At 54.9% G+C, this 25,999-nt stretch carries 35 protein-coding genes; 6 read left to right on the top strand and 29 right to left on the bottom strand.

Annotated features, from left to right (window positions below):
* Positions 1-33 precede the first annotated feature (33 nt).
* The 11 genes from FPV09_RS02790 to FPV09_RS02740 are packed head-to-tail and all read right to left on the bottom strand — an operon-like array spanning position 34 to position 8,643.
* A complete protein-coding gene (locus FPV09_RS02790; RefSeq protein ID WP_148882297.1) occupies positions 34-1,029 on the bottom strand; it encodes a TIGR01177 family methyltransferase in 996 nt (331 codons plus the stop codon).
* A 24-nt stretch (positions 1,030-1,053) separates the two neighbouring features.
* Positions 1,054-1,785 (bottom strand): HAD family hydrolase, encoded by a 732-nt coding sequence (locus tag FPV09_RS02785; RefSeq protein ID WP_148882296.1) that lies wholly within the window; start codon positions 1,783-1,785, stop codon positions 1,054-1,056.
* Positions 1,776-2,795: a histidinol-phosphate transaminase gene (gene hisC / locus FPV09_RS02780; protein ID WP_148882295.1), complete on the bottom strand. Its 1,020-nt coding sequence runs from the start codon at positions 2,793-2,795 to the stop codon at positions 1,776-1,778. Before hisC ends, FPV09_RS02785 begins: the two co-directional genes overlap by 10 nt.
* Positions 2,792-3,415, bottom strand: coding sequence for a bifunctional phosphoribosyl-AMP cyclohydrolase/phosphoribosyl-ATP diphosphatase HisIE (gene hisIE / locus FPV09_RS02775; protein WP_148882294.1), 624 nt, complete (start codon positions 3,413-3,415; stop codon positions 2,792-2,794). Before hisIE ends, hisC begins: the two co-directional genes overlap by 4 nt.
* 9 nt (positions 3,416-3,424) lie before the next feature.
* Complete coding sequence (gene hisF / locus FPV09_RS02770) at positions 3,425-4,183, bottom strand: imidazole glycerol phosphate synthase subunit HisF (protein ID WP_148882293.1); 759 nt, start codon at positions 4,181-4,183, stop codon at positions 3,425-3,427.
* On the bottom strand, positions 4,165-4,863 hold the full coding sequence (gene hisA, locus FPV09_RS02765) for a 1-(5-phosphoribosyl)-5-((5-phosphoribosylamino)methylideneamino)imidazole-4-carboxamide isomerase (protein WP_148882292.1): 699 nt from the start codon (positions 4,861-4,863) through the stop codon (positions 4,165-4,167). The genes hisF and hisA overlap by 19 nt, the downstream gene beginning before the upstream one ends.
* Before the next feature lies 1 nt (position 4,864).
* The gene (gene hisH, locus FPV09_RS02760; RefSeq protein WP_394343834.1) at positions 4,865-5,452 is read right to left on the bottom strand and encodes an imidazole glycerol phosphate synthase subunit HisH; all 588 of its coding nucleotides are present in this window, start codon (positions 5,450-5,452) and stop codon (positions 4,865-4,867) included.
* A 2-nt stretch (positions 5,453-5,454) separates the two neighbouring features.
* A complete protein-coding gene (hisB, locus tag FPV09_RS02755; RefSeq protein ID WP_148882290.1) occupies positions 5,455-5,991 on the bottom strand; it encodes an imidazoleglycerol-phosphate dehydratase HisB in 537 nt (178 codons plus the stop codon).
* Positions 5,988-7,121: a histidinol dehydrogenase gene (hisD, locus tag FPV09_RS02750; protein ID WP_148882289.1), complete on the bottom strand. Its 1,134-nt coding sequence runs from the start codon at positions 7,119-7,121 to the stop codon at positions 5,988-5,990. The genes hisB and hisD overlap by 4 nt, the downstream gene beginning before the upstream one ends.
* Positions 7,111-7,728, bottom strand: a complete 618-nt coding sequence (hisG, locus tag FPV09_RS02745; RefSeq protein WP_148883631.1) for an ATP phosphoribosyltransferase — start codon at positions 7,726-7,728, stop codon at positions 7,111-7,113. The genes hisD and hisG overlap by 11 nt, the downstream gene beginning before the upstream one ends.
* 24 nt (positions 7,729-7,752) lie before the next feature.
* Positions 7,753-8,643 (bottom strand): ATP phosphoribosyltransferase regulatory subunit, encoded by an 891-nt coding sequence (locus tag FPV09_RS02740; protein ID WP_148882288.1) that lies wholly within the window; start codon positions 8,641-8,643, stop codon positions 7,753-7,755.
* Positions 8,644-9,078: 435 nt separating this feature from the next.
* Between FPV09_RS02740 and FPV09_RS02735 the strand changes: the two genes are divergently transcribed.
* Positions 9,079-10,389 (top strand): RNA-guided endonuclease InsQ/TnpB family protein, encoded by a 1,311-nt coding sequence (locus FPV09_RS02735; protein ID WP_148882287.1) that lies wholly within the window; start codon positions 9,079-9,081, stop codon positions 10,387-10,389.
* Between the two features lie 100 nt (positions 10,390-10,489).
* A complete protein-coding gene (locus tag FPV09_RS02730; RefSeq protein ID WP_148882286.1) occupies positions 10,490-11,014 on the top strand; it encodes a ferritin-like domain-containing protein in 525 nt (174 codons plus the stop codon).
* Between the two features lie 85 nt (positions 11,015-11,099).
* Here the strand turns inward: FPV09_RS02730 and FPV09_RS02725 are convergent, their stop codons facing one another.
* Complete coding sequence (locus FPV09_RS02725; protein WP_148882285.1) at positions 11,100-11,627, bottom strand: GNAT family N-acetyltransferase; 528 nt, start codon at positions 11,625-11,627, stop codon at positions 11,100-11,102.
* A 55-nt stretch (positions 11,628-11,682) separates the two neighbouring features.
* On the opposite strand from FPV09_RS02725, the gene FPV09_RS02720 reads away from it, so the two are divergent.
* The 3 genes from FPV09_RS02720 to FPV09_RS02710 all read left to right on the top strand — a co-directional run bounded on the left by FPV09_RS02720 (position 11,683) and on the right by FPV09_RS02710 (position 13,044).
* On the top strand, positions 11,683-12,162 hold the full coding sequence (locus tag FPV09_RS02720) for a ferritin-like domain-containing protein (protein ID WP_148882284.1): 480 nt from the start codon (positions 11,683-11,685) through the stop codon (positions 12,160-12,162).
* A 9-nt stretch (positions 12,163-12,171) separates the two neighbouring features.
* Positions 12,172-12,474, top strand: coding sequence for a ferritin family protein (locus FPV09_RS02715; protein WP_148882283.1), 303 nt, complete (start codon positions 12,172-12,174; stop codon positions 12,472-12,474).
* Positions 12,475-12,594: 120 nt separating this feature from the next.
* Complete coding sequence (locus FPV09_RS02710; protein ID WP_246112334.1) at positions 12,595-13,044, top strand: ferritin family protein; 450 nt, start codon at positions 12,595-12,597, stop codon at positions 13,042-13,044.
* A gap of 77 nt (positions 13,045-13,121) precedes the next feature.
* Here the strand turns inward: FPV09_RS02710 and FPV09_RS02705 are convergent, their stop codons facing one another.
* From FPV09_RS02705 to FPV09_RS02645, 13 genes are all read right to left on the bottom strand, one after another.
* Positions 13,122-13,646: a ferritin family protein gene (locus FPV09_RS02705; protein WP_148882282.1), complete on the bottom strand. Its 525-nt coding sequence runs from the start codon at positions 13,644-13,646 to the stop codon at positions 13,122-13,124.
* Positions 13,647-13,649: 3 nt separating this feature from the next.
* Complete coding sequence (locus FPV09_RS02700; RefSeq protein WP_148882281.1) at positions 13,650-13,997, bottom strand: iron-sulfur cluster assembly protein; 348 nt, start codon at positions 13,995-13,997, stop codon at positions 13,650-13,652.
* 3 nt (positions 13,998-14,000) lie between these two features.
* Entirely contained in the window at positions 14,001-14,360 is a 360-nt protein-coding gene (locus FPV09_RS02695; RefSeq protein WP_148883629.1) for an iron-sulfur cluster assembly protein, read from the bottom strand.
* A gap of 33 nt (positions 14,361-14,393) precedes the next feature.
* Complete coding sequence (locus FPV09_RS02690) at positions 14,394-15,041, bottom strand: hypothetical protein (RefSeq protein WP_148882280.1); 648 nt, start codon at positions 15,039-15,041, stop codon at positions 14,394-14,396.
* A gap of 112 nt (positions 15,042-15,153) precedes the next feature.
* Entirely contained in the window at positions 15,154-15,501 is a 348-nt protein-coding gene (locus tag FPV09_RS02685) for a class II SORL domain-containing protein (protein ID WP_148882279.1), read from the bottom strand.
* 10 nt (positions 15,502-15,511) lie between these two features.
* Positions 15,512-15,673, bottom strand: coding sequence for a rubredoxin (rd, locus tag FPV09_RS02680; protein ID WP_148883628.1), 162 nt, complete (start codon positions 15,671-15,673; stop codon positions 15,512-15,514).
* A 79-nt stretch (positions 15,674-15,752) separates the two neighbouring features.
* Complete coding sequence (locus tag FPV09_RS02675; protein WP_148882278.1) at positions 15,753-16,268, bottom strand: rubrerythrin family protein; 516 nt, start codon at positions 16,266-16,268, stop codon at positions 15,753-15,755.
* Positions 16,269-16,360: 92 nt separating this feature from the next.
* Positions 16,361-17,446: an NAD(P)/FAD-dependent oxidoreductase gene (locus tag FPV09_RS02670; RefSeq protein WP_148882277.1), complete on the bottom strand. Its 1,086-nt coding sequence runs from the start codon at positions 17,444-17,446 to the stop codon at positions 16,361-16,363.
* Positions 17,447-17,455: 9 nt separating this feature from the next.
* Positions 17,456-18,001 (bottom strand): ferritin-like domain-containing protein, encoded by a 546-nt coding sequence (locus FPV09_RS02665; protein ID WP_148883627.1) that lies wholly within the window; start codon positions 17,999-18,001, stop codon positions 17,456-17,458.
* 63 nt (positions 18,002-18,064) lie between these two features.
* Entirely contained in the window at positions 18,065-19,294 is a 1,230-nt protein-coding gene (locus tag FPV09_RS02660; protein WP_148883626.1) for an FprA family A-type flavoprotein, read from the bottom strand.
* A gap of 99 nt (positions 19,295-19,393) precedes the next feature.
* Positions 19,394-19,846 (bottom strand): peroxiredoxin, encoded by a 453-nt coding sequence (locus FPV09_RS02655; protein ID WP_148882276.1) that lies wholly within the window; start codon positions 19,844-19,846, stop codon positions 19,394-19,396.
* A 46-nt stretch (positions 19,847-19,892) separates the two neighbouring features.
* On the bottom strand, positions 19,893-20,771 hold the full coding sequence (locus FPV09_RS02650) for a thiamine pyrophosphate-dependent enzyme (RefSeq protein WP_148882275.1): 879 nt from the start codon (positions 20,769-20,771) through the stop codon (positions 19,893-19,895).
* On the bottom strand, positions 20,768-22,480 hold the full coding sequence (locus tag FPV09_RS02645) for a 2-oxoacid:acceptor oxidoreductase subunit alpha (protein ID WP_148882274.1): 1,713 nt from the start codon (positions 22,478-22,480) through the stop codon (positions 20,768-20,770). Before FPV09_RS02645 ends, FPV09_RS02650 begins: the two co-directional genes overlap by 4 nt.
* Before the next feature lie 188 nt (positions 22,481-22,668).
* Between FPV09_RS02645 and msrA the strand changes: the two genes are divergently transcribed.
* Entirely contained in the window at positions 22,669-23,685 is a 1,017-nt protein-coding gene (msrA, locus tag FPV09_RS02640) for a peptide-methionine (S)-S-oxide reductase MsrA (protein WP_148882273.1), read from the top strand.
* 12 nt (positions 23,686-23,697) lie between these two features.
* On the opposite strand, the gene FPV09_RS02635 is transcribed toward msrA, so the two are convergent.
* The 4 genes from FPV09_RS02635 to FPV09_RS02620 all read right to left on the bottom strand — a co-directional run bounded on the left by FPV09_RS02635 (position 23,698) and on the right by FPV09_RS02620 (position 25,976).
* A complete protein-coding gene (locus FPV09_RS02635; protein WP_148882272.1) occupies positions 23,698-24,051 on the bottom strand; it encodes a DUF302 domain-containing protein in 354 nt (117 codons plus the stop codon).
* Positions 24,052-24,063: 12 nt separating this feature from the next.
* Positions 24,064-25,368, bottom strand: coding sequence for a cytochrome c biogenesis protein (locus FPV09_RS02630; protein WP_148883625.1), 1,305 nt, complete (start codon positions 25,366-25,368; stop codon positions 24,064-24,066).
* A gap of 63 nt (positions 25,369-25,431) precedes the next feature.
* Positions 25,432-25,758, bottom strand: a complete 327-nt coding sequence (locus FPV09_RS02625) for a hypothetical protein (RefSeq protein ID WP_148882271.1) — start codon at positions 25,756-25,758, stop codon at positions 25,432-25,434.
* Positions 25,755-25,976, bottom strand: coding sequence for a hypothetical protein (locus tag FPV09_RS02620; RefSeq protein WP_058937950.1), 222 nt, complete (start codon positions 25,974-25,976; stop codon positions 25,755-25,757). Before FPV09_RS02620 ends, FPV09_RS02625 begins: the two co-directional genes overlap by 4 nt.
* Positions 25,977-25,999 lie beyond the last annotated feature (23 nt).

The following is a 25,999-nucleotide window of genomic DNA, read 5'->3' as shown; positions in this document are numbered from 1 at the left end:
AGATTTTTGTTGACCAAGAACACCTTGCGGATGTCACTTCTCAAACACGTAGAAATACCTCTCCAGGCTCTTGTGCACGCGCTGGTAGTACTTTCCGACCATTTTGAAGCCGACCTTCTCGGCCTCCGCTTCCCCATCAAAGCTCGCTGGAAAAGCTATCGCCAGCCTTCCACCCTCTTCTAGGACGCCGTAGATGCTCTCCAGCACCTTCCTGTACAGTTCGTCCCGTTTCCTGCCCGCGAGCGTCGCCGAGGTTCCGTAGGGTGGATCGGTAGCAACGGCCTCGAACCTCTTTTCCGGGAACAGCTCCTCTAGCTTCGTGGCGTCGCCGAGTCTGAGTTCGTAATCCCTTACCCCGTAATGCCTGAGGTTCATCTCGGCCCCCTCGACCATCTCCGGCCGTATGTCCACGCCGTAGACCCTAAGGCCGAGCAGTCCGGCCTCCATGAGGATTCCGCCGGCGCCCATCATGGGGTCGAGGAGCTCTCTCTTAGCCTTCGTGAGGTTCACCAGCGCGCGGGAGACCCTCGGGTGGAGGGAAATCGGCCTGAAAAACGGCCTGTGGTGGGCCTTTCTGCCCTCAAAGTCCTTGGGGTCGAAAAAGCGGAGCCTTATTCCGGCGTAGAGCCTCTCGCCGCAGTAAACCCGGACGAAGGTGTCCGGCTTCGAAAGGTTCACCTTGAACCCCTGCGCGTGTATGACCGCGCCGAGCTTCCTGGGCAGGTCGAGAACGTCATGCCTGCAGTTGGCCATGGTTTCTGTGTCAACCTTAAACGTGCCCTTAATCGGCCAGTCCACCTCTTCAGCCTTCTGGAGGAGCTCTTCTATGGACTCCGCCTCCAGGATGAGCTCTCCATATTCGTGGGAAAGGCCGAGCCGGTTGAGGTAGGGGAAGGTTTTCTCATCGGCGTCGAGCTTTAGGAACAGGTAGTCCTGATCGGTTATCTCCCCCCCTGCCAGCTCCAGCATGGCTTTCACTTCGTCCCTTGCCATCTCCGGAAGGTTTCCAAGGATTTCCAGGTAGAGCATGGTTGGAGCTTTTCGGAGGGGTTTTTAAGTTTGTTCCCCCTCCAGCAGTTCCTCTAGGAACTGGTTGACGTCCTTTACATCCCGCCCCACCATGACAAAGTCAAATTCTTTTCCGTACCTCTTCCGGTAGTTCTCGACGAAGAGGCCGTCGTTGATCGTGTCGCCGATGTAGAAGCCAGGTTCCCCCTTTATGAGCTCCCACAGTGCCCTCGGGTCTGGCTTTAGGTAAAGCTCCCTCGTGACGGCGTTTTCGAATTTGAACCCGATTATCCTCTCCGCGAGCCCCATCTCCAGGGCACTCCTCCCGGTGACGACCCCCAGCTTGAAGCGCTCCGATGCCCTTTCTAGGAGTTCCCTTCTCACGATGGGGTGCTCTTTTTTCCACAGCCCTGGGAAGTCAAAGAGCCTTTCTGGGTATTCCCTACCGAGGTAGAACGTGTTGAAGACCCTCTCAATGCTCCCACTGAAGACCTGGAAGCCGAACTTCTCGCGAACCCACTCTATGGTTCCCCCTTCTGGAAACTCTGCGATGAGTTCCTCCGCCTTTCCCGAGAGTGCAAAGAGTATCAGCGCCTCGCTGACCTTGAAATCGTCCCCGAAGGAGCCCTTTCTTCTGAGCTCCCTGACCCACTCGGGCTTTATCTCCCTCTCCACTCCAAAGGACCTGAGGAAGTATTCTACCGTGAGCTTGGTGGCCGTGTCGTAGCTCTCCCTCACATCTATGAGAACCCCGTCAACGTCGAACACTATCCACATCCTTCCACCTCCAGGTATTCCCTGAGCGCCTCTATCAGCTTCCGGTTCTCCCACTTCCTCCCAACGGTAACCCGTATGTGGCCGTTGAGTCTTCCCGAGAGCTTTCTAACCACTATGCCCTTCTCTAAGAGAAACTCGTAGGCGTTCAGCCTCATCAGAAGGAAGTTTGCGTCGCTCGGGTAGGTGAACTCCCGGAAGGCCTTCCTTATCCTCTCCCGCTCCTCGATTATCTTCGCCACGCGCCTCTCCACGAGGTCGTAGTGCCTGAGCACAACCTTCACAGCGGCCATGGTCATTATTCCGACGCTGAACGGCGACTTCACCCGGTAGAGCGCATCGACAACCTCCTCGTTCGCCAGGATGTAGCCCGTTCTGACCCCCGCCAGGCTAAAGGCCTTGGAGAAAGTTCTCAGCACTATGAGGTTTGGATACTCCTCGATGAGCCTCCAGAGGCTCTTTCCCGCAAACTCCGCATAGGCCTCGTCGAGAACCACCACCGCTCCCGTATCGAGGACCTTGATTATCTCCTCCTCCGGCTGAAGGTTTCCTGTGGGGTTGTTGGGCGATGCTATGAAGACCGCCCTCGCGTTTTTGGACTTCTCCGCTATGGCATCGCCGTCTATCGTGAAGTCCTCCTTCAGGGGCACTTCAACGACCGGAATCTCGTTCAGCTTCGCGTAGAAGCCGTACATGCCGAAGGACGGTGGCGTTGTGACTATGTAGTCCCCCTCGAAGAGCCAGACCAGGTAGCTTATCAGCTCGTCCCCACCGTTCCCGACGGCAACGTTCTCCGGGGAGATGCCGTAGAACCTGGCTATGGCTTTCCTCATGGGCATGGAGGTTATGTGGGGATAGCGGTTGAAGCTCAGCTCCCTCAGCTCCTCGAATATTTCCTCCTTCACCCAGCCGGGCAGGTCGTAGGGGCTCTCGTTCTTGTCGAGCCTTATCGGGTGGCCTCCTTCGGTGACGCGGTACGGTTCGAACGACTTAACGAGTTCCCTAATCTTCATCCCCTCCGCCTCCTCAGCTCGGCCATTACCTCGCCGAGGGAAACGTCGTTGTACGCGAGCAGAACGAGCAGGTGGTAGAGCATGTCAGCGGTCTCGTATATCAGGCCCTCCCTTGTCTCAGCCACGAGAACCTCGACGGCTTCTTCGCCGAACTTCTTGTATATCCTCTCCCTTCCCTCCTGGAACAGCCTTGAGGTGTAGGAACCCTCAACGGGTTTCTCCTTCCGCGCCCTTATCAGCTCCTCAAGCTCCCGAAGTATTGTAAGTGAGTAGTCCATCGGCAGGACTCTCTCCGGCTCGCCGAGCTTCCTGTAAAAGCAGGAGTAGTTCCCAGTGTGGCAGGCTGCACCTTTCTGCTCGACTATGAGGAGCAGCGCGTCGCTGTCGCAGTCCACCTTTATCTCCCTCACCCTCTGAACGTTACCGCTCACCTCACCCTTCATCCTGACCCTTCCCTGGGAGCGGGAGTAGTAGTGGGCGTAGCCGGTCTCAAGGGTTCTCTTCAAAGCCTCCATGTCCATGTATGCGAGGGTTAGAACCTCTCCCTCGGTGTCCTGAACGACAACCGGGACTATTCCACCGTTCCTCTCCCAGTCAACCTTCTCGATTAGCTCCTCCATGCTACCACCTCAGTAGTCCAGCCTCACGGGGATTCCCCTCTCCGCTAAGAATCTCTTCAGCTCGCCGACGGTGTATTCCCCGTAGTGGAAGATTGAAGCGGCCAGCGCCCCTTCCGCTCCTGCATTGAATGCCTCGTAGAAGTGCTCCGGCTTACCAGCTCCACCGGAGGCTATGACCGGAATATCCACCGCCTCCGCAACGGCCTTCGTCAGGGGTATATCGAAGCCCTCTTTCGTCCCGTCGGTGTCCATGCTCGTGAGCAGTATCTCGCCAGCGCCGAGCTCCTCCACCTTTTTCGCCCACTCGACCGCATCGATTCCCCTCGCCTTCCTTCCCCCGTGGGTGTAGACCTCCCAGAAGGAGCCGTTCCACTTGGCATCGATGGCCACCACGAGGTTGGCAGTTCCGACGATTTCTGCTATCTCCCTCACCAGCTCAGGCCTCTCAACGGCGGCGGTGTTGATGAACACCTTGTCGGCACCGCGCTTGATTATCTCCCTCGCCTCTTCAACCGTCCTTATGCCCCCTCCTACCGTGAAGGGGACGTATATCTCTCCCGCGATTCTCTCAACGAGGTCGAGGAGGATTCCCCTCTTCTCGTAGGATGCCGTTATGTCGAGGAAGACTATCTCGTCTATCCCCTCGCTCTCGTAGCGTTTCGCCAGCTCGACGGGGTCGCCGGCGTCCCTTATGTTTTTGAATCGTATTCCCTTGACGACGCGGCCGGCCTTTATGTCCAGCGCCGCGATTATCCTCTTCGCGAGCATTCCGCCACCTCCCGAAGCTCTTCAAGGGTGACGCGGCCTTCGTACAGGGCTTTTCCAACTATGGCACCCGAAAATCCTATTTCGGCGAGCCTCCTCAGGTCATCGGCGCTCGAAACTCCCCCTGCGTAGATGAACTCCTCTCTTTCCCAGAAGCGCTCGATTTCCTCTATGCCCGTCAGCGTTCCATCCCTCTCGACGGAGGTGTAAACGAACCTGCCCACGTAGTTCCTCAGCAGTTCGTAGGCTTCTTTGACTTCTATTCCACTCTCAAGCCAGCCCCTCACGGCGACCCTTCCGCCCCTTGAGTCGAGGCTCACAGTTATTCCGTCGAAATCGTTCGTTGCTCTCTCAAGGAAGTCTAAGTCGAATGCCTTCGTGCCTATTATGACGTTCTCGACGCCGATTTCGTAGGCTCTCGCTATCGCCTCGTAGCTTCTGAAGCCTCCACCGAGCTGGACACTCAAACCGGTCTCCTCGATTATCGCTTTAACTATACTGAGGTTCCTCGGGAAGCCCTCGAAAGCCCCGTCTAAATCAACGATGTGGATTTTGTCAACTAACTCGGCGAAGCGCTCCGCTATCCTTAACGGCTCACCGTAGACTTTAACGTCCTCTTTCCTCCCCTTGTAGAGCCTCACCGCTTTTCCGCCCATGAGGTCTATGGCCGGATAAACCTCCATCTTAAAGCCTCCTGAAGTTCTTCATGACGGTCAGCCCGTTCCTTCCGCTCTTTTCCGGGTGAAACTGTACGGCGTAGACATTCTCCCTGCAGACAGCTGAGGTGAAGACTACCCTCCTTCCCTTCGACTCGTAGTCGGTAACACCGGCAACGATATCCTCTTTAGGGACTGCGTAGTAGGAGTGAACGAAGTAGAAGTACGCTCCGTCTCTTATGCCCTCGAAGAGCGGGCATTCCTTCCTCTTCCACAGCTGGTTCCAGCCGATGTGCGGGGTTCTGACTCCCTGAAACTTGACCACCTCTCCCCTGAAAACCCCAAGGCCGGGCTCTCCGGGGCTCTCCTCGCTCCCTTCGAAGAGGAGCTGGAGGCCGAGGCATATTCCTAAGAATGGCTTCCCGTCGTTTATGGCGTCGAGTATAACCCCCCTCAGCGGTTCGAGTCTCTCCATGACGGCTCCAAAGTTTCCCACACCGGGGAGGACGAGCTTCTCAGCCCTCTCAATCTCGTAGGGGTCGCTCGTGATGACTCCCCCCAAAGCCTTCCTCACGTTGGCGAGGTTTCCTATTCCGAGGTCAACTATCGCTATCACCCTCACACCTCCAGCAGTCCCTTCGTGCTCTCTACCTTTCTGCTCTCCCGGATTGCCCTCCCGAGAGCCACGCCGAGGCCTTTAAAGGCCGCTTCAACCACATGGTGTGCGTTGACCCCGCTGAGCGTTTTCACGTGGATCGTGGCTCTGAGCGAACGCGCCAGCCCCCAGAGGAACTCTCTAACGAGGGAGGCCTCAAAACCCTCCTCACCTTCCTCGAAGGAAAGCTCAACGCTCGCGTAGGGTCTCCCCGAGATGTCAACAGCGACCAGCACCAGAGCATCGTCCATGGGCATCACGGCGTCTCCGAAGCGGGCGAACTTCTCTGAGAGCTTTGAGCGCAGCTCCTCGCCGAGTGTTATGCCGACGTCCTCCCACAGGTGGTGTCTGAGGTCGTAGGTGGCCTCTACCTTCGCCCCCCGCCCCATGTAAAAAAAGAGGGCGGTGAGGAGGTGATCGAGGACTTTGTCGCCCGTCCTTATCCCTCCGGCCGCGTCGAGCTCCACCGTTACGTCCGTTTCCCTCGTTTTCCGGTTCATTTCCTCACCTCCATGCTCCTCCTGTGGAAGACCATTCCCTCTATCTCGGCCAGCCTCAGCCCCAGCTCCCTCTCGGCGAGGAACTCCTCCCTGCTCACCTGGGCGATGCTTATCGGCTTGAGGAAGTCTCTCACCGTCAGGACACCGCTGAACTTTGCCGCTCCACCCGTCGGGAGGACGTGGTTGACGCCGAGGAAGTAATCCGCCGCTGGAACCGGTGTGTAGGGGCCGAGGTAAATTGCGCCAGCGTTCTCGATGAGGTCAACGAGCTCCATCGGTCTCTCAGTGATTATCTCAAGGTGCTCCGGCGCTATCTCGTTGGCCTTTTCGGCACACTCCTCAAGGCTCTCGCAGAGGACGACCTCTATTCCGTCCCTGGAGCAGTAATCGGCGAGCTCCTTGGAGGTCGTGAGAAGCCATGCCTTGCTGTCCTTCCCGTGCTCAAGCTGGCTGAGAAGGTCAGCCAAAACGTAGTCTTTCTCCGCCGTCTTGTCCGCTATCACCGCTATCTCCGACGGTCCGGCGAGGCTGTCTATTCCAACGACCCCAAAGACCTGCCTCTTGGCCTCGTTGACGAACTTGTTCCCGGGGCCGAATATCTTGTCCACCTTCTCCATGCCCACGCCGTAGGCCATCGCCCCTATCGCCTGAACGCCGCCGAGCTTGTAGACCTCATCGATGCCGAGCAGTTCCGCCACGTAGAGTACGTAGGGGTTCACTTTGCCCTCCTTCGGCGGAATCGTCACTGCTATCTCCTTGACGCCCGCTATCTTCGCCGGCACGGCCACCATCATCAGCGTCGATGGGAGCGGCTTTCCGCCGGGGACGTAGATTCCTATCCTCCTTATCGGGCGGTATATCAGGCCGTAGAGGGAGCCGTTCTTGAGGAACAGCCTCTCCCTTTCCATCTGCCTCTCGTGGTACTCCCACAGGCGCTCAACGGTACGGACGATTATCTCCCGGTCTTTTTCGGGTATCCTCTCCACGGCCTCTTCAAACTCCTCTTCGGTCACGCGGAACGGGCCGTCGTAGTTGTCGAACTTCTTCGAATACTCCCTGACGGCTTCGATACCCCTCTCGCGGATGTCCTTCAGCATTCCAGCGACGTAGCTCTCAAGGTCAAAATCCATTCCTAATCACCTCCTTTATTGCGAAGACGAGTTCGTTTATCTCCTCAAACTTCGTTTTCTGGGCTATTCTATTCACGAGGAGCAGAGCAGAGACGTCCATTATCTTCTCCACCTCGACGAGCCCGTTGGCGCGGAGTGTGTTCCCGGTCTCGACGATGTCCACTATCGCGTCGGCTATCCCTATCTTCGGCGCCAGCTCGATGCTCCCGTGGAGCTTCAGGACGTCCACCTCGACGTTAAGGCTCTCGAAGAAGCGCCTCGTTATCTTCGGGTATTTGGTGGCTATTCTGTAGCCGTCCATCTCTTCAGGCCCAACGACCTTCCCGGCCGGCATGGCCAGGCTTAGCCTGCACTTCCCGAAGGGCAGTTCAAGGGGTATTAGGACGTCGCTTCCGCGCTCCTCCACCACATCGCTCCCCGATATGCCGACATCGATTCCGTACTCGACATAAACCGGAACGTCGAACGCCCTCGCCAGGAGAACCTCGTAATTACCGACCCTCTCGATGAGCCTCCTCTCCGCGGGAGGCCTTAACTCGATTCCGGCCCTCCTTAGGACTTCCAGTGAGCCTTGGAGGAGCCTTCCCTTGGGGAGGACGAACCTTATTGGAGAGCCGTTGGAACGCTTCATTCACTCCACCTCCACCGGAATGCCCATTCTCACAAGCCTTTTGGCCTCGGCAAAGACTTCTCTGGGTTCTCCGCTCAGCTTTTTCCGGTTCCTGTCACCTTTTTTCCTGAAGAGCTTCGAGAGTGCTCCCATATCAAAGGCAAAGCCGAAGGCGGGCCTTCCCTTGAAAGTGTACTCCCCACCGCCGCCGAGGGGTTTCCCAAGCTCGGGCGAGTAGACCTCGAAGAGTATGTCGCGGTAGTATGGGAGAGGCCTGACGGTGCCGAAGTCAATGAACAGCCGCTCGTCGTTGACCGCCTCGACTATTCTGTCAAGCTTCTGATAACCGCTCTCCTTTCCCCAGAAGTTGAAAAGCCCCCACAGTTCCTCCTTTTTCTCATTGCCTATTGGGAGACGCTCTATTATCTCAAAATTCCTCCTCACAAGTGCCCTGTAGATTTCCGCCCGGAACTCCTCTACCTCCTCGGTGGCCTTCTCCCAGACCTTTAGGCTTCCGATGTCTATGTAGAACTCCTCTATTCCAATGGCTTCGAGGGCGGTTATGACCGTGAGGAGCACTTCCGCGGCCATTTTCGTAACGTCCCCGCCTATGTACTCCGCTCCGGCCTGCCACTGTCCCCGGACTCCCCCGTCAAGAACCTCTCTGATGTAGTAGAGCTTGAGCTTCTCCGGCGGCTCTTTGATGTTTTCAAGTATCTGCGACGTTATGTCGGGTTTTATAACGTAGAACTCGTTGTTGTACGCGAACTTGGTTCCCTTCCTCAGATTCTCGCTGTACTCCTCAATAGCAGGGAGGAAAACCTCGCGGTAGCCCCACAGCTCGAAGGTTCTCCTCAGGTACTTTCCAATCTCAGATAGCTTCTCTGACTCGGCCAGCAAACCCTTTCTCACACTAACCCCTCCCGAGTTTTATTCACAAGATCAACAGTGTCAGAACTATCCGGGTCTAACGAAGTTCCAGAAGAGTCAATGATGGCAGTAGCTCACCAGAAGGGCCGGTACGCTAAGGCACCTCACATTTGGCTCCTTGAAATATGTTCCAACCGTCGCCTTTTTCTGGGACATCTTCTTTCCCTCCATTGGTGCCCCCCGTAGGTTGAAGGGGTTTAAAATATTATCCCTCGATTTGTTGTCATTCAATCAACTTTTCATGAAATACCTGTCATTATGCCGGCGACAGAAGGTGGTGCCAATTTTTGCATTGAAATATTTGACATTTTTCTTCTCCAATCCTTGCCCTTTAGGGTGAGCTAGGTGTTTGACAATTTAACTCTCAAGCGGGAAAGCAAACTATTTTAAAGCTTAAGAACAATACCATACTCTGAAATGAAGCGTTCGGTAACGGTAAAGCTCCAACCCTCAAAGGAGCAGGAGAAAATCCTCTCCGAGTTAGCTTACGCCACAGCAATAATCTGGAACAAGCTCAACTACCAACGCTTAAAACAGTTCAGGGAATTCGGCAAAATAGACTTCTCAACGACTGAAAGAGAAGCTTATCACGAGTTCAAAAACTGGATTGGCGGCTCAACAGTCCAACAGTTAGCCAGAAAGAACACCGAAGCGTGGCGTTCATTCTTCACGCTTAACAAAAAGAAAAAGAAGGGTGATTTGCCCGAATGGTTCAAGCCGAAACCAACGAAATTCACCAGGGAGAAAAACAACAGAAAACTCTTCATTATTCCCCTCAGGAACGACCAATACAAAGTCAAAGGAAACGTTCTGGAGCTGAGAAGACTCGGAAAATTCGGGAAACTCGAAATTCAATTTAAAGGGAGGATTCATCTCAAAGGCAAACAGGGTCGGTTAGAGATAACTTACGATGACGTTAAGCGAAAATGGTATGCTCACTTGAGCTTTACAGTAGAGGAAAAACTTGAGGGTGAAGAATGGGTTAAACTCCCAAAAACTCCAAAAGGAAACCTTTCAGCGGGGATTGACCTTGGAGTGAACAATTTAATGGCCGTTTATGTCGAGAACGGGGAAAGCTTCCTCGTTAATGGACGACCTTTGAAGTCAATAGCCTTTTACTGGCGAAAGAGAATTGCGGATTATCAGTCAAGACTCAATAAATCCGGTTACGAGACGAGTAGGAAGCTTAAAAGAATGCATGAGAAGGCTAAATTGCAAGCAAAACACTACATTAACACCGCCATGAGGCAAACTATCCGGAAACTCTACGAGTTGGGTGTTTCGAGGATTGTCGTCGGTTACCCGAAGGGGATAGCAAGGAACTCTGATAAGGGCAAAAGACAAAACTTCATTCTCTCCCGCGTCTGGCGTTTCAATTACGTTATCAAACGTCTCAAAGAAGTTGCCGAGGAGTATGGTATTAAGGTTGAGGTTGTTGATGAGGCTTTCACTTCTCAAACGTGCCCTCTCTGTGGCCAACGCCACGTTAATGGTAGAATCTTTAGGGGTTTGTTTGAGTGCCGCAGGGTGGGCGTTGTTATGAATGCCGACTTGGTTGGAGCTTTCAACATTTTAAAGAAGGTTGTGAAAGCGATAACCCCGAACTTGGGCGGTCTTTACGCTCAGAGGAGGGGTAACTGGGGTAAGACCGCCCCAGAGGGGTCGTATGGCCCAAATCCGGTAACGGTAGTAGGGGAGACCCCTCAAACCTCCCCGCCAATTGGATAGGGGTTAGTTCGTTGGAACCCTCGCCCTTCGGGGTGGGGAGGAGGTCAGATAGCCAAAAGATTAATAGTCTCTTCAGACTATAATGTAGTGGTGATTCTTGATGGAGATAACCGACAGGGAAGTTTTTGAGATTGCCATGAATGCGGAGATAAGGGCCAAGGAGGCCTACGAGAAGCTCGCTTCTCTCAGCAATAGCGGCATAATACGCGATGAACTTCTTTTCCTCGCGAAGGAGGAGGACAAGCACCGCGAGATAATAGAGAAGATGGCCGAGAAGTTCATCGGCGGCAGGACCGAGCCGAAGAAGATTGAGATAGGGGTGATGGGCGAGTTCAAGGTCATAGCGGAGAAGCTGGCGGAGCTCGTTCAGAGGCCGGACTTCACGATCGATGAGGTCTACGAGGTGGCCATGCAGGCCGAACTGGTCAGCGAGAAGCTCTACCACGAGTTAGCCGGCTACGCCGCCACCGAAAACACGCGCCTCGTCCTCGAGATACTTGCAGATATGGAGCGCAACCACTACAACATTCTGAAGAAGCAGTACAACTACATAATGCGCTACCCCGACATCTACCACGAGGAGTTCTACGACCAGCTGATGAAGGATATAAACTTCAACTTCTGACTCTTTTCAATTTCTTTTGGATTTAGCCTTTGGCGGAACGAAGCCCGGCTTAGTGAGCCTGCTGAGGGAAATTGGCTCTGGCGGCTCACGCCTTCTTGAGCACCACGAACTCCCTGTAGTCCATCACCTTGACGAAGCCTTTTCGCATATAGTATGAATATGCCTCAAGCTCCGGGAAGGTTATCACGTACGCTTCCCTGCCGAGCTCCTTGAGGCGTTGGATCGCAAACTCCAGCAGCCGGGAGCCGTAGCCCCTGCCCTTGTACGCCGGATCGACCATGAAGAACTCGATGAGCCCGGTTTTCTCCCCCTTTATCTCCTCCGGCACCCACCAGACGTCCTTGCCTTCGAGGTTGTAGACGAGGGCAACCGTTCCGGCTATTTTTCCTTCATCGTCCCTTAGAACGTAGAGCTCATCGAACTCCTTTCCGAGGCGGAACTCAAGGAACGGTTCGTAAACCCTTCTGAAGCCCTCAAAATCGTCAGTTGAGGGCTTGTTCTCCACCCACTCCAGCGCCGGGTATGCGCCTCCAGTCTCCTGGTAAACCCTGAAGACGAAGTGAACGAGTTCCCCTTTAAGACCCAATGGATTGTCAGCCTTCCCAATCATCATACCTGTCCACCATAAGGTTATTAGGATTGGAGACCTAAAATGTTTTGGTGATAGCATGAACGAACTCGAGGCTCTGGCCTTGGCCCTTGAAGTTGAGAAGGCCGGGTTGAAGTTTTACATAAGGCTCGCAAAAAAGGCCGGCGATGAGAGGGCCAGGAAGATGTTTCTGTTTCTGGCAAACGAGGAAGCGGGCCACTGGGAGCTATTCGAGGAAAAGTTCGTCGAGAAGCTCATAGAGGAGTGCGAACTCCCCGCGGTTGACAGGGCCGCCCTTGAGAACCTCCTCGTGAGAGCAGACGAAAGAAAGCTGAGTGAAGTGGACGCCGTGAAGATAGGGATGGAGCAGGAAAAGAAGACGTGGGAGTTCTACGAAAAGGCCGCAAGGGAAGCAAAACACGAGGACGTCAAGCGCGTGTTTGAGGAGCTGGCAAAAGTTGAGAAGGGCCACTACGAGCTGCTCAAGGCCCAGTACGACTCGGTGATGAAGACCGGCATCTGGATGAACTACCAGGACTTCAGCCTTGAGGTTGATTGAGGTGATAACATGCTTGCTGAAAAGCCATTTTTGGTGAACCGGGAGAAGCCCCTCTCAAAGAGGGAAATTGCCCAGGCGCTCCGCTGGGCCATCGAGGCCGAGCTCGATGCCATAAGCTTCTATGAACAGCTGGCCGAGCTTATAGAGGACGAGAGGATAAAGCACATCTTCTACGACGTTGCCAACGAGGAGAAGGAGCACGTTGGGGAGTTTCTGGCGGCGCTTCTTGAAGTCGATGAGGAGCTCGTGAAGTACATGAAGGAAGGCTTTGAGGAGGTTGAGGAAGAGACCGGCATAAAGGTCGAACTGTGACCTTTTCCTTCCTCTTTTCTGTCGCTTCCCTTCGACTCTCGTGCACTAAACAGTATGTTGATGCACTGTTACGCTCAATAAAAAACGTTATTAAGGTTCGATGTTCATATAGTTCTGGTGATGTGCATGAGTGAACCACTTGTTAAGAGGGCCTATGAGACCGAGAAGAAGGCCGCCGCGAGCTACACCGATGGTCTCGGCCTCATACGGGGGCAGGGTCTGAGGTACACGAAGGTCGAGGAAGTCGTTGGCAGGATAGCCGTCGACACGATAATCCACAAGCACCTGATGAAGGCCATTCTCGATGCCCAGAAGGAGCTGGAGAAGCTCGCCGGCGAGGGGCCGATATCCGAGGTCACGGACGTCGAACTCGCGCCGGAGCAGAGGGCTCTCGTTAAGCGCTTCGCCGAGATGCATCTGGACATCGAGAAGGACATGATAGAGACCTATCAGAAGATGGCAGAGAAGATGACTCATCCTCTGTTTAAGAGCCTCGCTGAGGCCCTTGTCGAAAACGAGCGGGAGCACCACAGGATTCTGGCGGAGCTGATAGCAAAGCATAAGGAGTAAGCCAGAGGATCCGAGTAGTACCATGTGCTTCTTAATCTCTCTTTGTGTTGACCTGTTCAAAAAAATGAAAAACCAAATTACGGCCCGATGTGCATCATTCCGCTGTACATCTCCCAGTCGAGAAGGAGCTCGTACTCCGCCTTCAGTGTGTAGTAATGGCCCTTCTCCATGTCGCTGAGGTAGCGCATGAGCCTCTTTTTGTCATCAGTATCGACAAGGTTCTCGATTTCGGCGTAGAATTTGGCCGCTATATCCTCCGCTCTAATGGCCCAGCGAATAAGCTCCAGGATATCCTCCGCACCATGGAGCTCCCTCGCCACAGGCTGGAGCTCGGGCCCTATGTGTTCCTCCGGATAGATAACCTCCTTCCCGGGAAACATTGACTCGTACATCTTCCTGAGCAGCGCCTCGTGCTTGCCCTCCTCCCCGGCGAGCCACACTATCTTGTCCTTTAGGGCTTGGATCTCTATCCTCTCGGCGAGGCTCTCATAGAACTTTCTCGCCCCGACTTCCGCCTTGATGGCCATTCCGAGGAGCTCCTCAAGCGAGAAATCCTTGACCTTCTCGAGGGGAAGCCCCTCATCAATTTCCTGTCGAACCATAACTCATCCCTCCGCAAGCAGCAGACCAATTTCATTGTAAATCTTTATCTTATTAAACCCTTCCTGCTTCAGGACTTCAACTATATCACTTAGAATCTTGTTCTGCAAGTTTATAGCTAGCATCTGGCAGAAGTGGCACTCGGGTGTTGATCGGGCCATCAGAAGAAACAGCTCGACACTCCGCCCCTCGACCGTGATGCCGTAAAGAAGTCCTTCATCCACTATATCCAGCCCAGTCTCTGGGTCTTTCACCTTCCGTAGGATCCGAACCACATTTTTGACGTCAGAGGGCAGGTCTTCCCTTGGCCCGGATAGTGGCTGTTTCCGCGTAAAAACGTCAAAGAGGCCCAAATCTCAGACCCTCTCGGTGCTGATGTCTTCGATAGTGTATCCCTTTTTGTTCTCAAACACTCCAACGGGGTTGTTCTTGAGGTCGTAGACGTAGACGTTCTGGAACTTCACGAGGGCGAAGCGCTCGATGATGTCCCCGATTATCTTTGAGTAGGCTATGGCGCTCTCACCGGTTATGTTGTACTCCGCGTGGCTCTCGAAGTTGAGCCACACCTTCAACGCGTCGTCCGCAACTTCCAGGCCGGCAACGACGCCAGAATCTAGGATGTCTCCTCCCGTAACGGGGTCGGTTATTTTGGCGAGCTCGTCCAGAACCTCCCTGTAGTGCTCCGGCCATTCTCTGTCTGGCATGTAAACCTTCATTTTTCTCACCAGTGGTGGGTTTGAAGTGTCCGGTTATAAGCCTTCCTGGGCGGTTATGTGTAATGTGGGATAGTTTGAGGATAATTTGAAGTATGTCACCGTGAGAACGCCGACCCAGAGGAGCACCGCGGCAACGTATGGCAGCACTATCGTGGCCTTTAGTATCCCATAGGTATCGTTCAGAGCGTACCGGGTCCAGGAGAACAGGACGATGAGCCATGAGGAGAGCACTAGTAGATGTCTTTGGATTCCTCTCTCAATCATCATGTGGGCGTTCATTAGGAGAAGGAGAGCCAGGAAGGGGCCGGCGTAGGCCACATCAACGGCAACTGTCGAGTAGTTCCCCGCCAGAAAGAGGCTCAAGAGTGTCAGGACGCTTTGAATCATGAGCCTTCCGGTTATCCCCTCGACACCAACGTTGGCGAGTGCATAGCCAATCATCGCAGGTCCGATCAGAATAAGAGAGAGCACTGCAGTCGTCATCCCGCCGCTACCGAGAACCCCCCATGCAAATCCCAGGGAAGTCAGAAGTCCCCCGAGTAGCATAACGGTGGGGTAGGGACTCCTCGCATTGCCCCGATGTTTTTCAATCTTGCGCAGGATCATCCAAGCAAGGAAAATACCGCAGAATATCAACATCCCAGTGGAGCTCATCACGATTTTATACCACATCTCGGACATCTTTCTCAGCACCTTAAACAGTTCAAACGAAAGAATTTAGTACGTCACCATAAATAAACCTTCCGGCCGGTTCGCGGCGAATCACTAAAAAAGAGGGGTTGGGGCGGGGAAATCACTCCAACATGACCTCGTTCTCCCACAGGCCGTGAATGTTGCAGTAGCTGAGCGCGTAGAGCTTGCCCTTCTTCTCGGTCCTGAAGAAGAATGCCGCCCTCGGCTCGATGAGCGGGTCGCCGTGGTTCGTGAAGGCAACCCTGCCGACGAGAATTGGGAAGTTCTCTCCTTCGGGGTGGAAGTAGAGCTCAATCCAGGCTATGTGGTGCTCCGGGGTGTTCGGGTGCGGTATCTCCTTTCCAACGCTGACCTCGACCTTAACGAGGTCGCCCTCCTTCTCGTACTCTATAACGGGGACGTGCTTCTCCCCCTTCCAGTCTCCACTCTTTATGGTTCCGCTAAGCATCTCAACCACCTCACTCTATCTTTTCAAACATGTCCTTGGGAGCGCCGCAGAGCGGACAGACCCAGTCCTCGGGAAGGTCTTCAAACTTGGTTCCCGGGGCGATCCCACTCTCTTCGTCACCCTCATCCTCATCGTAGATGTAGCCGCAGACTATACACTTCCATTTCGCCATCTCTTTCACCATCCTGATGTTATTAGTTCGCCCTTATAAGGTTTGCGCCTCAAACTTGAGAAATGGAAAAGCGAAAGATTTACTCAAAGACCACGAACTTGTCCCTGGGGGCACCGCATACCGGGCAGTACTCGGGGGCTTCATCAACTGCAGTGTAGCCGCAAACCGGGCAGATGTAGACCTTCTTTACCTCGATATCCTCCCCACTCTCGGCCTTTTCCTTGGCCTTGGCGTACAGCTCGGCGTGTATCTTCTCGGCCTCCAGGGCGTAGTGCGTCGTCCTAATGGCGTCCTTCTCCCCCTGGAACTCGGCGGTGTTCTTAAAGACCGGGTACATCTCCTCGACCTCGTAGGTTTCGCCGTCTATACCCGCCTGCAGGTTCTCGGGGGTCTTTCCAAGGTGTCCAAGCGCTATGAAGTGGTTCTTCGCGTGAATGAACTCTGCGTGGGCAATAGTCCTGAAAAGCTTGGCTATGTTGGGGTATCCCTCTTTCTCTGCCTGTTCGGCAAAAATCAGGTACTTCATGTGGGCCATGCTCTCGCCGGCGAAGGCATCCTCCAGAAACTTCCGGGTCATTTTTCTTTCCACTACCATACGATATCACCAACAAACGGTGCTGCACTAGCATCTTCGGGTTTGGAGTATATAACGATTTTCCAAACCAAAGGTTTGACGAAATCTGCACTTCAGTCAATAGGCAGTCCCTCTTTAATGGCTTTTTCGAGCCTGAACGCTTTCTTTACATTACCGAGGACAACGGCCCCGACGAGGCTTTCCCCTTCGTAGAAGACCTTCGTATCCTCCCCGAGCCAGCTCCCAGACCCTTTCGTTTTTCCGATAATCGCCACACCGAAGTCAGCGAACTTGAAGAAGGCCGACCTGAAAGAGAAGTCGTAGCGGTCGTCAGCGCCCCTCAGGAGGTTGGCGAGAACCTTTGCCTGCTCCACGGCGGCCTTTGCTGTTCCCCCAACGACGCCACCGTGCTCGGCACAGTCACCTATCGCGTAGACATCCCGCGCGGAGGTTCTAAAGCGGTCGTCTATGAGTATCCCCCTGCCGGCGTGGATGCCGCTCTTTAGGGCGAGCTCCCTGTTCGGCACTATGCCAAAGGCACAGACCTTCAGCCTGCCCTTGATGTAACCTTTATCGGTTTTTAGACCCTCCTCGTCAGCCCCTAGAGCGTTCATTTCCAGATGGAACTCAACGCCCGCTCCTTCGAGCCTCTCCATTATAATTTCGCTCAGCTCTCCATCGAGGCCGAGCAGGGTTCTTCCCCTGTGGACCACCCTCACGGTGTGGCCGGCTTTGGCAAGGTTTCCGGCGAGTTCGAGCGCTATGAAGCCCCCACCGAGAATAGTTATCTCGCCCTCCTCTTCAAGGCGCTCTTTTATCAGCTTCGCATCGTTGAGGGTTCTAAGCGTTAGGATGTGCTCCTTCCCAGGAACCTCCGGCTCTCTGGCCCTCGCTCCGGTCGCTATAACGAGGGCATCGTAGGGTATCTCGCCCTTGTCTGTCACGAGAACCTTCCGGAGTCTATCGACCAGCTTTGCCTCCGTCCCGAGGAGCAGGTTTATTCCTCTCTCCTCGTACCACTCCCTGGAATATGGGAAGAGCTTCTCCTCGGGAATGAAGCCTGCTATGTAGTGGCTCAGCAGGGGCTTTGAATAGTGGGGGATGTTTTCCTTTTCCACCACTGTTACATCGAACTCTCCGGCCAAGCGCTTGGCCAGCTCAACCCCGCCCGGCCCGTTGCCGACTATGACGAGTCTCACGCTGTCACCTCACTGCCGGGTGTGGGGACCGAGGTAAAGCTCGAGCTGCGCCCCAAAGAACTCTATGGGGGCGTTTACGTACTCCGGCTGCCCCTGAGTCACGTCTTCTAGGTACTCAACGTGGCTCCTTATCGAGGCGTAGTGCGCCCGCTCCTGCGCGGCCAGGAAGCCGAATATTCCCCGGTGTTCGGGTAATATTTCGCTTAGATGGCTGTATATCCTCTCAGCAGTTTTCTCATTGACGAGGGCAACACGCATTGCTTCGATGAGGTTTACAACGGTATCCACTTTCACGGAGGTCTCGGCGAAGGGTATTCCCTCCGGGACAACATAGCTGGTGTCCCCGAAGAGGTCTTCGTGGAGCTTCAGCAGTATCTTCTTGTGGCTGGCTTCCGCCTTGGCAAGGTCCCTGAAGAAGTCTCCAAGAACTTCGCCGCTTTTTGCTGCCAGGGCCTCGTAGAATCGTTTTGCGTCCTCCTCCGAGGCAATGGCGTAGCCCAGTATCTCCCTGGGGGAGAGCTGGGCAAGTTTGTCAAGAACATCTTCCATCTGCATCACCATTTCCATGTTTTACATTGAAGTATTTAAACTTGTATGGGTTGGAAAAAGAAAAGCCCATTACGAGATCCACGTCACAAGTTTTCTTACGCCCGCCCTGAGCCGCTCCTCGTCCTCCGGCCTGGGCATACCGCGGCTCTCGACGGTGTCAACGTGGTCGAACTTGCTGCGAGTTATCAGGGTCTCAATCTTCTTGCCGGCAACCCCGGCCCATCCAAAGGCTCCGACGATGAGAACCGGCTTCTCGTAGTTGGCCTTGTCCACTATCTCGTAGAGGGCGTACCTTATGCGCGGGTGTATCTCGGCCTCGTAGGTCGAGGCGCCGATGATTATCGCCTCGCTGTCCGGGACTTCACCCAGTATGTCGCTCACCGCAGGGGCTTCCTTGTCCGTGAACCGGTAAACGACCGGGTTCAGCCCGTTCTTCCTCAGCTCGTCGAGGACTATCTCCATCCTCCTCTCAACGAAGCCGTACATGGAGTCGTAGAGCACCAGGACCTTGCCCTTCGTGACCTTTCCCGCCCCAACGGCCTCGTAGTGTTCGAATATCCTGGCCGGGTTCTTCCTCCATATGAGGCCGTGTCCGGGGAGTATCATCCTCGCCTCTTCGACTATGCCGAGGCCCTTGAGCTTCTTGATATTCTGAACGATGTACTTGTGGTAGTGGCCGATGACCGTGACTATGTACTTCGTCACGTGGGGAAGGTACTTTTTAACGACCTCCTCGTCGCTGTCGTCTATGGCCGGTGGAATTGAGTAGCCGCCGCCGGCGTCGCAGCTGAACATGAGTTTGTCCTCAACCACGTAGGTTATCATTGTGTCCGGCCAGTGGAGCCAGGGGACGGTTATGAAGCGGAACGTCCTGCCCCCTATGCTCATCTCCTCTCCATCTTTGGTTGTGTAAAAGTTCTCAACGACTTTCTCGCCGTAGAATCCCTCCAGGAAACGCTTGGCGAAACTCGTGCCTATGAGCTTGGCTTTGTAGCCGTTGGCCTCAAGGAAGGCCGGTAAGGCCCCGGTGTGGTCGGGCTCGGTGTGGTGGATTACAACGTGGGTTACCTCCTTTGGGTCGACCAGCTTTTCGAGGGCCTCCATGAAGAGGTCGGTATATTCGGCCTTGCTCAGGTCGAAGAGAACCGTCGCACCGTCAAGCTTTATCAGGTAAGCGTTGTAGGTTATCCCCTCAGGGATGTCCCAGGTGGCCTCGAAGTATCTTATCCTGTCATCGTCGACCCGGATTATGTAGAGCTCCGGATCGTCAAGAATCTTCTCAACTTTCACATCCGGCATTTCTATCACCGAACCTATTTGGTGCGGAAGCATAAAAAGCCTTTCTTGACCAAAAAGTTAAGGACGAAATTGGGTAGGGTTAAAATTTTGAAAAGGAACTCACCCTCCCTCCAGGAGCCCGAATATCCCCTCCAGGTCGGGCACTTCCCTTATCGGATAGACCTTGAAGAACGCCACCTTCCCGTCTTCGTCTATGAGGACGTTTGCCCTCTCGGAAAAGCCATCCTTTTCACGGAACAGGCCGTAGAGCTTTGCAACCTCCCCGTGCGGCCAGAAATCGCTCCGAATCCTGAGCTTCTTGAGGCCGATATGCTCGGCCCAGGCCTTCTTGCTTGGCACGGCATCGACGCTTATCCCGACGGGAACGACGTTCAGGCCCTCAAAGCGTTCATGGTTTTCCTCAAGGGCTTTCATCTGCTTCTCACATATCCCTGTCCAGGCTAGGGGATGGAAGGACAGCAGAACCTTCTTTCCGCTGAAATCGCTCAGTCTGAAATCCTCACCGTTCTGATCCTTCAGAACGAAATCCGGAGCCTTTTCACCAACGTTCATACCAACACCTCAACTAACTCTTGCTAAAGCTGAAAAAGAAAATGTTTCAGAGCCTCTTGCTTTCGAAGAACTCCTCCACAAGGTCGAGCTTCGGCTCGCGCTTCCACAGGGGCCGTTTATCGGTTCTGTAGGCCGGAACGCTCTCTTCAAAGGTCGGCCTCTCGTTGATGTAGAAGATTCCCAGCGGGAGCGGGTCCGTCTCTATCGCGCGCCTGAACGCCGCCTCCCTGTCATGCGGGTAGTGGTCGTCCATCCAGTATGTGTGCTCCCTGTACCAGGCGTAGGTGTTCACCTTGTTGAAGCTGACGCACGGGTGGAGGATGTCAACTATGGCCAAACCCCTGTGCTGAATTGCCTTCTTGATTATCTCGACGCTCTCCCGGAAGTAGCCCATGAAGGTTCTCGCGACGAAGGAGGCGTTCATTGCTATCGCCAGGGCGACGGGATTGAAAGGCTCCTCAAAAACTCCCCAGGGCTGGGTCGGGGTTTTCATTCCAACCATCGTCGTCGGTGACGCCTGTCCCTTCGTGAGGCCGTATATCTGGTTGTCGTGGATGAGAACCGTTATGTCCGGGTTCCTCCTTATCGCGTGGAGCAGGTGGTTTCCACCCTCGGCGTACATGTCGCCGTCTCCGCCCTCGGCTATAACCGTCAGTTCCGGATTTACCGCCTTCACGCCGGTCGCTATCGGTATCGCCCTGCCGTGGAGCGTGTGGTAGCCGTTGGCGTTGATGTAGTGGGGCATCTTTGCCGCCTGTCCTATTCCGCTGATTATCGCCACCTGACTCGGCCTCAGTCCAAGCTCAGCCAGGGCTGAGATGAGTATGTTCCTTATGCCGAAGTTGCCGCAGCCCGGGCACCAGGCGACGTCCTCGCTTCCCGGCCTTCTGGGTTCAAAGGCCTCCCTGCCAGTGGGCAGATTCATTCTATCACCCCCTTCAGAGCATCAAAAACCTCTTCCACCGAAAACGGCCTCCCGTCGTACTTCAGAACCCTGCGGTGAACCTCAACGCCCAGCTCCTTTCTCAGCAGGTCGGCGAACTGGCCGGTGATATTGCTCTCAACGGCGATGACCGTTTTGCCCTCGAAGAACCGCTTTGTCTCCGGGTTGAGCGGGTAGACCCAGCTGAAGTGGAGAAGAGCCACGTCGTTCCGGTTGAGCTTCTCAAGGGCCTCCTCAACGGCGTGAAGCGTTGAGCCCCACGAAACCACCAGGTATTTTGCGTCCTTACTTCCGATGAGCCTCGGCAGGGGCGCGTTCCTTCTTATCGTTTCGAGCTTTAGCTTGGCCCTCTTCTCCTGCATCCTTCTCGTAAGCTCCGCATCCTCGGTTATGTCCCCCCACTCGTCGTGTTCGTTGCCGTTGGCCACCACAACTTCCTCGCCGTAGCCGGGAACTGCCCTGGGCGATATTCCATCTTCCGTAAGCTCGTACCTCTTGTATCCGGGCTTTGCCTCAACGATGTGCCTCTCGAACTTTACCCTGCCCAAGTCCGGCTTGGGCAGGTTGTAGTAGGTGTCCACGAAGTACTGGTCGGTCATGATTATCACTGGAACCTGATACCTGTCCGCTAAGTTGAAGGCCTCGGCCGTGAGGTAGAACGCCTCCTCCATACTGCCGGGGGTGAGGATTATCCTCGGAAAGTCGCCATGGCCGGCGTAGAGGACGAGGTTTAAATCGCCTTGCATCGTCCTCGTGGGAAGGCCCGTTGCAGGCCCGGGCCTCTGGGCGAGGTGTATCACGATCGGGTTCTCCGCCATTCCGGCCAAGCTCAGCGCCTCGCTCATGAGGGCAAAGCCCCCTCCGGAGGTGCTCACCATACCCCTTGCCCCTGCGAACCAGGCACCCAAAGCCATGTTTATCGCCGAAATCTCGTCCTCGACCTGCTCGACGATTATCCCGAACTCTTCAGCTTTCTGCGCCGCGAAGGTCGAAACGCCCGTTGAGGGGCTCATGGGGTAGAAGCTGAGGAAGTTCATGCCTCCAGCCAGCGCTCCTATTCCCACCGCTTCGGTCCCGCTGAGGAGAATTTCCTCCTTAACTTTCTCGTCCCTCTTAATCTCGACCTTTATCGTTCCGTCCGAGTGGAGCTTAACGCCCAGCTCGTAGCCTTTTTTAGCTGCTTCGATGTTTTTCCGGACAACGTTCTCCCCCTTGCTCCCGAAGCGCTTCCTTATGTACTCCTCGACCGCCCCAAAGTCGCCGTGGAAGAGGCCGACTATTAAGCCGGCCGCGGTTGTGTTGAGGTAGAGCTGGCTCCCCGTTTCGAGGGCGAGCTTTGTGAGGGGCACTTCAACGAGGTTCACCTTCTCAATAAACCCTTCCTCAACGTTCTCCCTCTCGCCAAGGACGACGGTATTTTTGCCAATCCTGTCCGCAACCCAGCTCAGAACGCCCTGCTTGAAGGGGACGAGGATATCTATACGCCTCACGAAAGCTCTAACGCGCCTTGAGGAGACCCTTATCTCGGTCGTGTTTATTCCGCCCCTCACGCGGGACATGTACTCCTTATTGGCATAGACGTGATAGCCGGAGCGCTTGAGCGCGTAGGTCAGAATCCCTTCGACGGTCTGGATTCCCTGCCCGGCCGCTCCGCCGAGAACTATGGAGACTTCATCACGGAACTCAGACATGGTACATCACTCCCACGGGCCTTCTGCCAGGGGTCTGTGTTTCCATCAGCCTCATCAGAAGTTCGAGCACAAAACGAAAACCCTTTCGGATAGATTTTGGGACATTTTTGCCCATTTATAACCACCAATAGGTATTAGTGTGCAAAGCTATATAAAGGTTTCCGCCCAACTTTGGTTGGAGATGCGGAATGCTAAGTAGGAACTTCGAATCCCAAGCTGCAATCTTTGCAGGTGGCTGTTTCTGGTGCATGGAGGAGGCGTTTGAGAGACTTCCAGGGGTAATTGAAGCGATAGCCGGCTACACCGGAGGATGGGTTGAGGACCCGACCTATGAGCTGGTTTCAGCGGGAGAAACGGGCCACCGCGAGGCGGTTAAGGTCATCTACGATCCGGCGAGGATTTCCTACGAGAGACTCCTGGAGGTCTTCTGGAGGAACATAGACCCCACAGATCCGTACGGTCAGTTCGCCGACAGGGGCGAGCAGTACAGGACGGCGATTTTCTACCTGGACGAGGGGCAGAGGGGTTTGGCTGAGGAGTCCAAGAGGAGACTTGAACTTTCGGGAATCTTTGAGGGGCCGATAGCGACGGAGATACTGCCCGCGCGGGAATTTTACCCAGCGGAGGATTACCATCAAGGCTACTACCTCAGCTTTCCCGAACATTATAAGCGGTACAAGACCTACTCAGGAAGGCTCGGCTTCATAATGGCCGTCTGGGAGAAGAACCGGCACTTTCGCTTGTTTCCCGAGCGGGAGCGCTACTGGTTAGGGTATAGGAAGCCGAACGATGCTGAGCTTAGGGAGCTCCTCACCCCTCTCCAGTACGCCGTTACACAGCTCGGTGCAACGGAGCCGCCGTTCCAGAACGAGCACTGGGACAGCAAGGATGAAGGCATCTACGTCGATGTCGTCTCGGGGGAACCACTCTTCAGCTCCATCGACAAGTTCGACTCCGGCACGGGCTGGCCGAGCTTCACGAAACCCCTTGAGGAGTGGGCGATAGTCGAGGCCGAAGAATGCGAGGGCTTCCTCTGCGGCAGAGAGGTCAGAAGTCGCTTCGCCGGCTCTCACCTCGGTCACGTCTTTGAAGAGTCAACGCCCACCGGGAAGAGGTACTGTATAAACTCGGCCTCGCTGAGGTTCATACCCCGCGATGAGCTGAGGAGGTACGGTTACATCGCCTACGAGGGGCTCTTCAAATAAAAAAAGAGAGGCTCAGAGCTCCTCTATGACTCCCCTGACGACCTCAAGGGGCTCCTTGATGACCTCCAGCACGTCGTCGGCGGTGTTTATGGCGACGTAGGTTTCGCCGTTCTTCTGATAGAAGAGCACCGGGCACGGTGCAAAGGAGCCTATCTCGTAGTCCTCCTTCGTCATCTCGTAGAATATCTTGGGATTGCAGACCCAGAGTATTCTGTAGGGTTCCATGTCAACGCCGACCTTGGACTTAACGACGTCGCTCGGGGTAAACTCAAGAACGACCTTGTAGCCCTTCTCCTCCAGCTTTGCCTTAAACTTCTCCTCGGCCTCCTTGAGGCCCAAGCTAAGTTTTCTCCTGTACCTGTACATCAAACCACCTCCTTAGAGCTGTGAGAGCGATTCAAACAGCGAGCTCCAGAGCTTGAGCGGTGTAAGCTCGGTCAGCATCAGCAGGCCGAGCAAGATGAGCATCGCCCCGAGGACGATTTCCCATCTGGCCTTGCCCTTTCCGCTCAGAGAGAGCCTGTTCGAAAGGAACTTCCCCTTCACCCACTCGCCGAGGTCCTTCGATGCCGTCAGCAGGTAAACGGTGAGGCCCATTCCGAGGCCGTAGGTTCCCATGACGATGACCCCGCTCAGTGTGTCCCCGCTCAGGGCAGCGGTTATCACCGCGAAGCCGACGTATGGCGCTATGCAACCGAGCCACGTCGCTCCCAGAGCAGAGCCTAGGGCGAAGTCGTAGGCCACCCCTTTCTTTCCAGCCACTCTGTCAGCCGGAGAGAAGCTTAGGAACCTTTCGAGCCTCGCACTAAAGCGTTCACTCATGAAGCTCGCGCCGATTATCACAAAGCCGATTCCGCCGATGAGGTAGAGCGCCCCCTGTATCTGGGAGGCGTAGCCGCCAAGGCTGCCGACGAGGGCACCGAGCAGGGCAAAGGAAGCCACCATTCCGGCTATAATGGCCTCAACCTTCCTCCTTGCGAAGGTCAGGGAGAGGGTTCCGACTATTACCGGGAGGACGCAGGGAGAGAACACGCTGACGATTCCCGCGGAGAATATCGGCAGGAGAACGGCCAGGCTGAGGTTGCTTCCTCCGTTCGCGGTTTCTGAAACATCTTGGGCACTCGGAGGCTTTTGGTCATCGGACTGGATAGCAGTTTGGGTTTCTTCCCCTTCCGTTGCCTTCTCCAGGAAGTACGCTAAGCCATCCGGGTTCAGAGCGCCCACGGCCACTCCCTTCAGAACCATCGTTCCGTTAACGGCCTTGAAAACAACCATGGTTGGCGTTCCCGGAACGCCGACGCTTATCTCTTCCCCGGGGGTTTTGGGTTTGTAGTAGCCCGCGTTCTCCGGCTGGATGACTATCACCGGGTCATAGATTCTGTATCGGAGCGTCGTTATCGAGCGGCCTTTGTAGACGTCCACCGAGACGAGGAGGAATCCGCTGAGGGCTTTTTCGGCGGTGGCCGTTGGAAAGACGTTCGTCTTCATGTACTGGCAGGCGGGACAGCTCTCGGAGTGGTAGAAGATGAAGAAATACTCCCCATCGTTCGAGGAGACCAGCTCCTGGAGTTCCTTCTCGGTTGTGACGTCATGAAACGACAGGTTTCCGTATTTGACGGTTCCCGCGCTGGCCAGTGGTATGAAGAGCGATAGAACCACGAGCATCAAAAGCGCCCTGCGCACCCCTTTCACCTGAAAAAAAGATTAATAGGGTGGTTAAAAAGTCTTTTTTTGAAGCTTTTTTCATCAAAACGTCATCGGAACGTAGCCTTCCTCAATTAGCTCGGCGATGATTGCGCCGACGTACTCAACTTTGGCATGTTTTCCGAGGATGTCCTCGAAGCCTTTCTCCTCGGCTATTCTCCTGCATGCCGTTGGCAGCTTTCCCAGCTCTCTAAGCCTTTCCATCCAGGGGACGAAACGCTCATCGCCTCTTGCAACCGCATCCTCAATGGGGCCGAAGAGTATCACCTCAACGTCTTCCGCCCATCCGTTCTTTATCGCGTTGACCGCCCACATGAAGCCGGGGATTGCCCTCTCGTCCGCGCTTGATATTATCACCAGCGCCTTCATCGACCCACCCCCATTGCCTTGAGATGAGTTATGAGTTCTTCCATGCCTGAAGCGGAGATTTCAGCCTCTCCTGCGATGACGTTTATCCTCCCGCAGTCGTACTTAGCACACAGTCCTATGCAGCCCTCGACGCTTACCTCGTAACCGGCTTCCCGAAGGACATTGACAACCTCATCGAGCCTTTCACCGGCACAGAATTTGCACACCTTCGCCTCCATTTACCCCACCGAGACTTTCTACT

Origin of the sequence: Thermococcus aciditolerans (assembly GCF_008152015.1) — an archaeon.
Taxonomy (GTDB): Archaea; Methanobacteriota_B; Thermococci; order Thermococcales; family Thermococcaceae; genus Thermococcus; species Thermococcus celericrescens.
This window is presented reverse-complemented; position numbering and strand designations above follow the sequence as displayed.